This is a genomic window from Collinsella sp. TF05-9AC (assembly GCF_003438495.1).
Lineage (GTDB): Bacteria > Actinomycetota > Coriobacteriia > Coriobacteriales > Coriobacteriaceae > Collinsella.
The window spans coordinates 40,008-47,463 of sequence record NZ_QSSH01000017.1 but is presented as its reverse complement, the minus strand read 5'-3'; the positions used below and the strand labels follow the sequence as shown (position 1 = coordinate 47,463).

Annotated in this window: 5 protein-coding genes; all 5 read left to right on the top strand. The window is 60.7% G+C overall.

From position 1 onward, the window contains the following. Positions 1-317 precede the first annotated feature (317 nt). The 5 genes from secA (at position 318) to DXC52_RS06085 (ending at position 7,311) form a co-directional block, all read left to right on the top strand. Entirely contained in the window at positions 318-3,125 is a 2,808-nt protein-coding gene (gene secA / locus DXC52_RS06105) for a preprotein translocase subunit SecA (protein WP_089572242.1), read from the top strand. Beyond that, positions 3,125-4,273 carry a peptide chain release factor 2 gene (gene prfB / locus DXC52_RS06100; protein WP_117746565.1) on the top strand — a complete coding sequence of 383 codons (1,149 nt, stop codon included), beginning with the start codon at positions 3,125-3,127 and terminating at the stop codon, positions 4,271-4,273. The genes secA and prfB overlap by 1 nt, the downstream gene beginning before the upstream one ends. A 166-nt stretch (positions 4,274-4,439) precedes the next feature. Beyond that, a complete protein-coding gene (locus DXC52_RS06095; RefSeq protein ID WP_117746564.1) occupies positions 4,440-5,330 on the top strand; it encodes a YitT family protein in 891 nt (296 codons plus the stop codon). Between the two features lie 207 nt (positions 5,331-5,537). Continuing rightward, positions 5,538-6,368: a transketolase gene (locus DXC52_RS06090; RefSeq protein WP_117746563.1), complete on the top strand. Its 831-nt coding sequence runs from the start codon at positions 5,538-5,540 to the stop codon at positions 6,366-6,368. 1 nt (position 6,369) lies between these two features. Further along, complete coding sequence (locus DXC52_RS06085; RefSeq protein WP_006235309.1) at positions 6,370-7,311, top strand: transketolase family protein; 942 nt, start codon at positions 6,370-6,372, stop codon at positions 7,309-7,311. Positions 7,312-7,456 lie beyond the last annotated feature (145 nt).

The window sequence follows — 7,456 nt, the reverse complement described above, 5'->3', positions numbered from 1 at the left end:
CGTGGGTTATACCCTAAGAGCAAACCACCCTTTTTAAGGGTGGTTCTGATTTTATTGGTGCAAGCTAACCCGTCCCCATTGCACCAGATTGGTGCGAAGGGGACGGGTTAGCTTGCACCAAATGGCAGAGATACAGCGTTTGCCCAGATAAAACCTGCCAAAATAAAACTGTCCCTTTTTGGCAGGTTGGTCGTAGTTATTACGTGGCGGTCGAGGTCGACCGTATAGGCCGCGCCTTGTTTGGCTAAAGTACATTTATCTGTGTTTAACTCGCCCAAGGCTGCATGGCGTGGGCGATGGCCAAAAAGGAAAACCACATGGGATTCATGTCAAAGCTGCTGTCCTTTGGATCCGATAAGGACCTTAAGCGCTACTACAAGATCGTCGACCAGATCAACGGTCTTGAGCCCCAGTTTGAGAAGATGACCGAGGAGGAACTCCGCGGCCAGACCGATAAGTTCCGCGAGCGTTACGCCAACGGCGAGTCGCTCGACGACATGCTCCCCGAGGCCTTTGCCACCGTGCGTGAGGCTTCCAAGCGCACCATGGGTATGCGCCACTTTGACGTGCAGCTCATTGGCGCCATGGCGCTGCACGAGGGCCACATCGCCGAGATGAAGACCGGCGAAGGTAAGACCCTCGTCTCCACGTTGGCCGGCTATCTCAACGCTATTGCCGGCAAGGGCGTGCACGTCGTTACTGTCAACGATTACCTTGCCAAGCGCGACTCCGAGTGGATGGGCCGCATCTATAAGTACCTGGGCATGACCGTCGGTCTGCTCCAGAACAACATGCCGCTCGAGCTCAAGCGCCCGGCCTACCAGGCCGACGTCACCTACGGCACCAACTCCGAGTTCGGCTTTGATTACCTGCGCGACAACATGGTTACCCGTCCCGAGCAGCGCGTGCAGCGCGGTCACAACTACGCCATCGTCGACGAGGTTGACTCCATCCTGATCGATGAGGCCCGCACCCCGCTGATCATCTCGGGCGCTGGCACCAAGTCCGCCAGTACCTACAAGGACTTCGCGCGTGCCGTGCGTGGCCTTGAGCGCGGCGAGGACGTGTCGCACGACATGCTCACCGCCACCGAGGACGTCGAGCCCACGGGCGACTATGTCATGGACGAGGCCAAGCACACCATTGCCGCTACCGAGCGCGGCCTTAAGAAGATCGAGCGCCGCCTGGGTATCGATGACATCTATGCCGATCTCTCCGGCCAGCTTGTCAACCACCTGCAGCAGGCGCTGAAGGCCCAGTACATGTTCCACCGCGACAAGCAGTACGTGGTCACCAACGGCGAGGTCAAGATCGTCGACGAGTTCACCGGCCGCATTATGGAAGGCCGCCGTTACTCCGAGGGCCTGCACCAGGCCATCGAGGCCAAAGAGGGCGTGCTCGTGCGCGAGGAGAATCAGACGCTGGCCACCATCACCCTGCAGAACTACTTCCGTCTGTATGACAAGCTCTCCGGCATGACCGGTACGGCACTTACCGAGGATGCCGAGTTCCGCGAGATCTACAAGCTGCCCGTCGAGGTCATCCCCTCCAACAAGCCTGTGCAGCGCGTGGACCACGAGGACCTGGTGTACCGCACCATCCAGGCCAAGTACAATGCCGTCGCCGACGATGTCGAGCAGCGTCACGCCAAGGGCCAGCCGGTCCTGGTGGGCACCGTCTCCATCGAGAGCTCCGAGAAGCTGTCCGCCGCCCTTACCAAGCGCGGCATCGCGCACGAGGTCCTCAACGCCAAGCACCATGAACGCGAGGCCCATATCGTGGCCCAGGCTGGTCGCTATGGCGCCGTGACCATCGCCACCAACATGGCCGGCCGTGGTACCGACATCCTGCTGGGCGGCAACCCCGACGAGTTGGTGCGCGAGCGCCTGGAGTACGAGGGCCTGACCATGGAGGACGTGACGCCCGAGCAGCTCGAGCAGTTTAACGCCGAAGCCAAGGAGACCTGCAAGGCCGAGCGCGAGCGCGTGCTTGCCGCCGGCGGCCTGACCGTTATCGGCACCGAGCGCCATGAGTCCCGCCGCATCGACAACCAGCTGCGCGGCCGTTCCGGCCGTCAGGGCGATCCGGGCGAGACCCAGTTCTACCTGTCGCTTGAGGACGACCTCATGCGCCTGTTCGGTGGCGACAAGATGGACCGCGTCTCCAAGATGATGGTCACGGCCGACATGGGCGACGACATGCCCATCCAGCACAAGATCATCTCCAAGGCCGTCGAGAGCGCCCAGCACAAGGTCGAGAGCATCAACTTCTCCATGCGTAAGAGCGTCCTTGAGTACGACGACGTCATGAACAAGCAGCGCCAGGTCATCTACGCCGAGCGCAATAAGATTCTGGACGGCAAGGACCTGACCGACCACATCACCGAGGTCATGCACGACACCGTGTACCGCTGCGTTCAGGAGTTCTGCACCAAGGACAGTCACGATGGCGAGCGCGACCTGGAGGGCCTGCGCAAGTGGGTTGTGGAGCTCACCGGCCACATCGATACGCCGAAGTTCCCCGACGAGGATTATGAGGCTCTGGCTGCCGATGTCCTGGCTTACGTAGAGAAGTGCTACAACATGAAGGCCGAGCGCTTGGGCGAGGACCTGATGCGCGAGCTCAACACCCAGGTCATGCTGCGCGTCATCGATACCCGCTGGATGAACTACCTGCAGGAGATGGACTACCTCAAGACCGGCATCGGCCTGCGCGGCTTTGGCCAGCGCGACCCGCTGGTTGAGTACAAGACCGAGGCCTACGGCGCGTTCCAGATACTCGTCGATACCATGTACGAGGATTATCTGCGTACGGTTCTGCGCATCGAGATCAAGGCTGCCCCGCGTGCCGTGGAGCACAAGGAGGAGCCCGCGCTCGAGGGCGCGCGCTTCTCCGGTCCTGCCGAGGTCGATGGTGATAACGGCGACTCGGTGCTGCGCAAGCAGGCGCAGGTGCAGGCCCGCACGGCTGTCCAAGGCGGACCGGCTGCCGTCAACAACGGTGGCAAGGTGACCACTTATCGCAAGTCCGAGAGCGACGATCCGTACGTCAACGTGGGCCGCAACGACCCGTGCCCCTGCGGTAGCGGCAAGAAGTTTAAGTACTGCCACGGCAGGAATCGTTAATGGCTGAGGCTTTAGAGATAACGCCCGCCGAGCTGGACGCGTTCGCGGACCGGCTCGGCGAGGTCGAGTCGTATCTCCACCTGGACGAGAAGCGTACCCGTGTGACCGAGCTCGAGGCCAAAAGTGTTGCCCCTGTCTTTTGGGATGACGCCGACGCCGCCCGTGCCACCATGGAGGAGATCGCGCGTACCAAGGAAGATATCGCTGCCGTGGACACCGCGCGCGGCGAGCTTTCCGATGCCCGCGCCGCGCTGGAGCTTGCCGAGGAGATGGGGGATGACCCCGACGCCGTCGCCCTTCGCGAGGAGGCTACAGCCACGGCTGAGCGCCTGGCCCGTGCCATCGATGAGCTTGAGCTTTCGAGCTGGTTTACCGGTGAGTTCGATCACGGCGATGCCATTGTGACCATCAAGCCCGGACAGGGTGGTCTGGAGGCCCAGGACTGGACCTTCATGCTCTTTAAGATGTACATGAAGTACTGCCAGCGTCGCGGCTGGAAGGTCACGATTAACGACTGCCCCGCTGCTGAGGTCATCGGCATCGACCGCGCGACCTTTACCGTCGAGGGCAAGGACGCATTTGGCATGCTGCGCGCCGAGGCCGGCGTCCACCGCTTGGTTCGCATTAGCCCCACCGACGACAAGAAGCGCCGCCAGACCACGTTTGCCGGCGTCGAGGTCATCCCCGTGCTACCCGATGATATCGACATCGAAATCAGTCCCGATGACATCCGCGTGGACGTGTACCACGCGAGCGGCCCGGGCGGTCAGGGCGTTAACACCACCGACTCCGCCGTGCGCGTGACGCATTTCCCCAGCGGCATTGTGGTCACCTGCCAAAACGAGCGCAGCCAGATCCAGAACAAGGCCGCGTGCATGCAGATCCTCAAGGCTCGCCTGTACGAGATTGAGCTCGAGAAGCGCGCCGAGGCCCTGGATGAGATTCGCGGACCCAAAACCACGATTGGTTTTGGCAACCAGATCCGCAGCTACGTGCTCTACCCGTATCAGATGGTTAAGGACCTACGCACGGGCGTTGAGACCAGCAACGTCGAGGCAGTTCTTGACGATGGCGACCTGGACCCGTTTGTTATTGGCTACCATCGCTGGGCCACTGGCAACGCTGACGCAGAGATCCCATCTGCATAAACCGCCCGGTTTATGTGGAAATGGATAAAACCCTCCGAGCAGGGTGGTTTTGTATCCAAAGCAAACCCTGCGCAGGGGTGGTTTTTGTTCGGCGAATCGGTAGAATCGAATACAGCAAGAAGTTCGAAGCGCATCCGTTTGGGTGCGCTTTTTTGAGGGAGGTAGCATGGCATATCGTCTGGACATCAAGCGCATTCTATCGATGAACTTCTTTCACGACCTGCCCCAGATTATGTTGGGGTGCGCTCTGGCCGCTATTGCGACCGACCTGTTTTTGATTCCCAACGGCCTTGCTGCCGGTGGTGTTACGGGCCTTGCCACCATTATCCAGGCGGTCGGCGCATCGCGCGGCATATCGCTTCCCGTTGGTATTCAGACGATCGTGATGAACGCCTTGCTGTTGCTGGTCGTTATGCGCGAGGGCGGCATGTTCTACGTGGTGCAGACCGCGACGGGCTTTGTGCTGCTGGGCTTCTTTACCGATCTGTTCGCCCCGTTTGTAGCACCTCTGGCGGATGCGGACCTGATGCTCCCTGCCATGTGGGGCGGCATTATTACAGGCATCGGTTACGGCATGGTGCTGCGCGCCGGCGCCAACACCGGCGGCTCGGACACGATTGGCCAAATCATCTCGCGTAATACCTCGCTGCCCGTGGGCTCGACCGTCATGGCGATCGATGTTGCCGTATGCGCGCTGTCGGCTCCGGTCTTTTCAATCGAAAATGCACTATATGCAGGCCTTTCGATGGTCATTAGCGGCTACGTGATCGATGCCGTGGTCGATGGTGGCAACAAACGCCGTATGGTACTCATCATCTCGGACAAGTTCCCTGATATCGCTGCCGATATCATGTATGGCCTGGGTCGTGGTTGTACCAAGTTTAAGGCGACTGGCATGTATTCGGGTGCCGAGAAGCCGGTGATCATGGTCATCGTGAACCGTCGAGAGCTCAATACCCTCAAGACGATCGTGCGCGAGCGCGATCCTCACGCCATTGTGACGGTCGCCGACGTTACGGAAGCTTTCGGCGAGGGATTCAAGGACATTAGCGCGTAGGGCCGACCGCGTCCCATCCAAAAGACGTTCACATTGATAAACCGTTTCATCAGCGGTTCTGCCTGCTAAATTGTTTAAATAATGATAAAAACTCTGGTAAAGCCATCAGTTTCCAGCATAATGAATGACGTACGTGCATTGCGGCTGTGTTGGGATTACCTTCGGTGCCGTGCGCATTTTGTCTAATGAGGATGAAAGGAAGGCACAATGAGCGACGAAGAGCTCAAAAAGGTTGCCAACGAGGTAAGGAAGGGCATCGTCACCGGCGTGCACGCTGCCAAGTCCGGCCATCCGGGCGGTTCGCTCGGCGCTGCCGACATCATGACCTATCTGTACTTTGAGGAAATGAACGTCGACCCGGCCCATCCCCGCAAGGCCGACCGCGATCGCTTTGTGCTTTCCAAGGGCCACTGTGCACCTGGTCTGTACGCTGTGCTCGCCGAGCGTGGGTTCTTCCCCAAGGAGGATCTTGAGACGCTGCGCCACATCGGCAGCCACCTGCAGGGTCATCCCAACATGAACGACACTCCGGGCGTTGACATGTCCACCGGTTCGCTCGGCCAGGGCATCTCCGCCGCCGTGGGCATGGCCGTTGCCGCCAAGCACTGGGGCGATACTTATCGCACGTACGCCCTGCTGGGCGATGGCGAGAGCGAGGAGGGCCAGGTCTGGGAGGCCGCCATGTTTGCCGGCAACCAGCAGCTCGACAACCTCTGTGTGATCGTCGACCACAACGGCCTGCAGATCGACGGTCCCGTCGAGGAGGTCAACGACCCCATGCCGCTCGCCGACAAGTTCCGCGCCTTTAAGTTCCACGTGGTGGAGCTTGCCGACGGCAACGATTTCGATCAGATCCGCGCCGCCTTTGCCGAGGCTCGCGCCACCAAGGGTCAGCCTACTGCCATTATCGCGGAGACCACAAAGGGCAAGGGCGTGTCCTTTATGGAGAACCAGGTTGGTTGGCACGGCAAGGCCCCCAATGATGAACAGTTTGAGCAGGCCATGGCAGAGCTCACGGCCGCCGGAGAGGAGCTCTAGGATGGCAGACGTCAAGAAAATCGCCACGCGCGTAAGCTACGGCGAGGCCCTCGTCGAGCTCGCCAACGAGCACGATGACTTTGTGGTCCTCGACGCCGACCTGGCTGCCGCCACGCAGACCGGCAAGTTCAAGGCAGCCTGCCCCGACCGCTTCTTCGATGTGGGCATCGCCGAGAGCAACCTGATGGGCGTCGCCGCCGGTATCGCGACCACCGGTCGTGTTGCCTTCGCGAGTACCTTTGCCATGTTCGCTGCCGGTCGCGCCTTTGAGCAGGTTCGTAACTCCATCGGCTACCCGCACCTCAACGTTAAGATCGGTGCCACGCACGCCGGTATCTCGGTGGGCGAGGACGGCGCCACGCACCAGTGCTGCGAGGATATCGCCCTGATGCGCGTCATCCCTGGCATGACCGTGATTGTTCCCGCCGACGACGTCGAGGCCCGCGCCGTGACGCGCGCCGCCTACGAGTGCGACGGTCCGGTGTACATGCGCTTCGCCCGTTTGGCCTCGCCGGTTATCAACGACCCCGAGACCTACAAGTTCGAGTTGGGCAAGGGCATTGTCATGCGCGAGGGCGCCGATGTGACCATCATCGCCTGCGGCCTGATGGTCGGCGAGGCTCTCGAGGCCGCCGAGCAGCTCGCTGCCGAGGGCATCGACGCCGAGGTCATCAACATGCACACCATCAAGCCCATCGATGCCGACCTGATCGTCAAGAGCGCCACCAAGACCGGCCACGTCGTGACCGTCGAGGAGCATTCTGTAATCGGTGGCCTGGGCAGCGCCGTTGCCGACGTCCTGTGCGAGCAGTGCCCGACGCCCCTCAAGAAGATCGGCGTCAACGACACCTTTGGCGAGTCCGGCCCGGGTGCCGAGCTCTTGCACAAGTATGGCCTGGACGCCGCCAACATCGTGGCGACCACCAAGGAGTTCTTGGCATAAGGCAAGGCGGATCTCAAGGACTGCTTCGCCAGAACTATGGAAACCCGGCAGGGGGCGCTCTCTTGGAGAGCGCCCCTGTTTCAGTTGCGGTGAAATAGGGACTGATTAGACCTTTTAACTGGTAAAACAGTCCCTATTTCACCGC